Consider the following 2885-nt stretch of genomic DNA (forward strand, 5'->3'; position numbering starts at 1 on the left):
CTCACCCTAACCCTCTCCCAGAGGGAGAGGGGACTGATTGGGGGATGCTTGAAAGGTGCTCCGACCTGAAACTGTTTGGGCGACTGCATAATCGACTCGATATTTCAGGTCGATGTCTGACGCCAGACACCTCGGTCGGCCCCCTACACTCCCAGAGGGAGAGGGGGACTGCTTGGGCGATGCTTGAGAGGTGCACCGAGCTGAAACTGCTTGGGCGACTGCATAATCGACTTGATATTTCAGGTCGATGTCTGACGCCAGACACCTCGGTCGGCCCCCTCTCCCTCCGGGAGAGGGCTGGGGTGAGGGGCAGGCTTCCACAAAAAAGGCGACCGCAGAGGATCGCCTTTTTCGTTGTCACTCAAGCCTTACTGGCCGGTATAAATCTGGTCAAAAACCCCACCATCATTGAAGTGGGTCTTCTGCACCGATCGCCAGTCACCGAAGGTCTTCTCGACCGAGAGGAAATCGACTTTCGGGAAGCGGTCAGTGTATTTCGCCAGCACCGCCGGGTCCCGTGGACGCAGGTAGTTGGCGGCGGCAATTTCCTGGCCTTCCGGTGACCACAGGTACTTCAGGTATTCATCCGCCGCAGCGCGGGTGCCTTTCTTGTCGACCACTTTGTCGACCACCGACACGGGTGGTTCGGCTTCGGCAGAGACGCTCGGGTAGATCACTTCGAACTGATCGCGACCAAACTCGCGGGCGATCATTTCCGCTTCGTTCTCGAAGGTCACCAGCACGTCGCCGATCTGGTTGGTCATGAACGTCGTGGTCGCGGCGCGGCCACCGGTGTCGAGCACCGGCGCCTGTTTGAACAGCTTGCCGACGAAGTCCTTGGCCTTGTTCTCGTCTCCGCCGTTCTTCAGCACGTAGCCCCAGGCCGACAGGTAGGTGTAGCGGCCATTACCGGAGGTTTTCGGGTTCGGCACGATTACCTGCACGCCGTCCTTGAGCAGGTCCGGCCAGTCTTTCAGGGCTTTCGGGTTACCTTTGCGCACGATAAACACGGTGGCCGAAGTGAACGGCGCACTGTTGTTCGGCAGGCGGGTGACCCAGTTTTCCGGGACCAGTTTGCCGTTGTCGGCGAGGGCGTTGATGTCGGTCGCCATGTTCATGGTGATGACGTCAGCCGGCAAGCCATCAATCACCGAACGCGCCTGTTTGCTCGAGCCACCGAAAGACATCTGCACGGTGATGTTCTCGTTGTGCTCGGCTTGCCAGTGTTTCTGAAAGGCAGTGTTGTAGTCCTTGTAGAAATCGCGCATCACGTCGTAGGAGACGTTGAGCAGGGGCGGTGCGGCTTGCGCCACACTGCCAAAGGCAAGACCGGCGGCGAGAAGTGAGGCGCCAAAGAGTTTTTTCACTGCGCATTCCTTGTTGTGTCGGTGATAGCGGTCGGGGGGATACCGTTTTGCCAGCGACTATAACGGGGCACGCATAGTCGCTTAAAGATTAAAAAGCTCTGTGCTTATTCCATTTTCTTGAACAGTGCATTGCCGCAACGGGAGCAGAACGCCGCGCCATGTTCATGGCTGTTTTTCCTGCACACCGGGCAGTCGTGTTGCAGCTGTTCGCCGCGCATGGCGTTGGCCAGTTCTGCGGTGAAAATCCCGGTCGGCACGGCGATGATCGAGTAACCGGTGATCATCACCAGCGACGAAATCACCTGGCCCAATGGGGTCTTCGGCACAATGTCGCCGAAGCCGACGGTGGTCAGGGTCACGATAGCCCAATAGATGCCCTTGGGGATGCTGGTGAAGCCGTGTTCCGGGCCTTCGATCACGTACATCAGGGTGCCGAACACTGTCACCAGGGTGCAGACGCTGACCAGAAACACCACGATCTTCTGCTTGCTGCCACGCAGCGCCGACATCAGGTAGTTGGCTTGCTTGAGGTACGGGCTGAGTTTGAGCACGCGGAAGATCCGCAGCATGCGAATGATCCGGATGATCAGCAGGTACTGCGCATCGCTGTAGTACAGCGCGAGAATCCCCGGCACGATCGCCAGCAGATCCACCAGACCGTAGAAACTGAAGGCGTAGCGCAACGGTTTCGGTGAGCAGTACAACCGCAGGATGTACTCCCCGAGAAAAATGATGGTGAAGCCCCACTCGATGTAGGCCAGCACATCGGCGTAGTTCTGGTGAATGCTGTCGATACTGTCGAGCATCACCACCACCAGGCTGGCGAGGATGATCAACAGCAAGGTGCCGTCGAAGCGCCGCCCGGCGAGGGTGTCACTCTGGAAAATCATGACGTAAAGCCGTTCACGCCAACCGTTGTTGCTGTCCATGGATAACGCCTGAATTAAAGATCAGCGCAGCCTAGGTTGATTCTCCCCCTGTACGCAAGGCGTGCCGTCCACGGCCGCTTTGCCGAGCACCTGGATCCCGGCGCGGATCAGCCAGCCGGCTAGGATGAACGGCGCCGTCAGCGTCGCCAGGCCGATGGCGGCGAACAGCGGCGTCACCAGCAATGCCAGCACGATACCGAGCAGCGGCAACCACGGCTGTTGGCGTTGACCACTGAAGGCGAGGGCGGCGAGCACGGCGTTGTAGCTGCCGAGGCCGAGCAACGCCGCGTGGGTTTCATGGTGCAGCAGACTGGAACCGAGGCCGATGGCTGAAGCCAATAGCGCCCAGGCAAACGCACGGCGATCCGCGACCAGCAGACCGGCGGCGACCAATGCGCCGGCCAGCGGATGACCGAGGAACATCACCTGACCCAATCCACGCAGTTCAGCGGCGAGCAGGTTCAGCGTGTTCATCTCGATGTGTGCCATTGGCGCGGACGGTTCGGCGAACAGGAGCAACATCCAGCTCATCGCCACGAACGGCGAGGTGTAGGCCGGTATCGACCGGCTGCGGTACACATGTTTGAGC

3 protein-coding genes are annotated in these 2885 nt (G+C 59.5%); all 3 read right to left on the reverse strand.

What is annotated here, in order from left to right:
* Positions 1-368: 368 nt before the first annotated feature.
* A complete protein-coding gene (locus tag DBR24_RS16820; protein ID WP_123465824.1) occupies positions 369-1367 on the reverse strand; it encodes a sulfate ABC transporter substrate-binding protein in 999 nt (332 codons plus the stop codon).
* A gap of 104 nt (positions 1368-1471) precedes the next feature.
* On the reverse strand, positions 1472-2296 hold the full coding sequence (locus DBR24_RS16825; protein ID WP_128615310.1) for an ion transporter: 825 nt from the start codon (positions 2294-2296) through the stop codon (positions 1472-1474).
* A 21-nt stretch (positions 2297-2317) separates the two neighbouring features.
* Positions 2318-2885 (reverse strand): urea transporter (locus DBR24_RS16830; RefSeq protein ID WP_146189068.1); only part of this gene is annotated, 568 nt, incomplete at its 5' end.

Origin of the sequence: Pseudomonas sp. HMWF006 (assembly GCF_003061205.1) — a bacterium.
Taxonomy (GTDB): Bacteria; Pseudomonadota; Gammaproteobacteria; order Pseudomonadales; family Pseudomonadaceae; genus Aquipseudomonas; species Aquipseudomonas monsensis.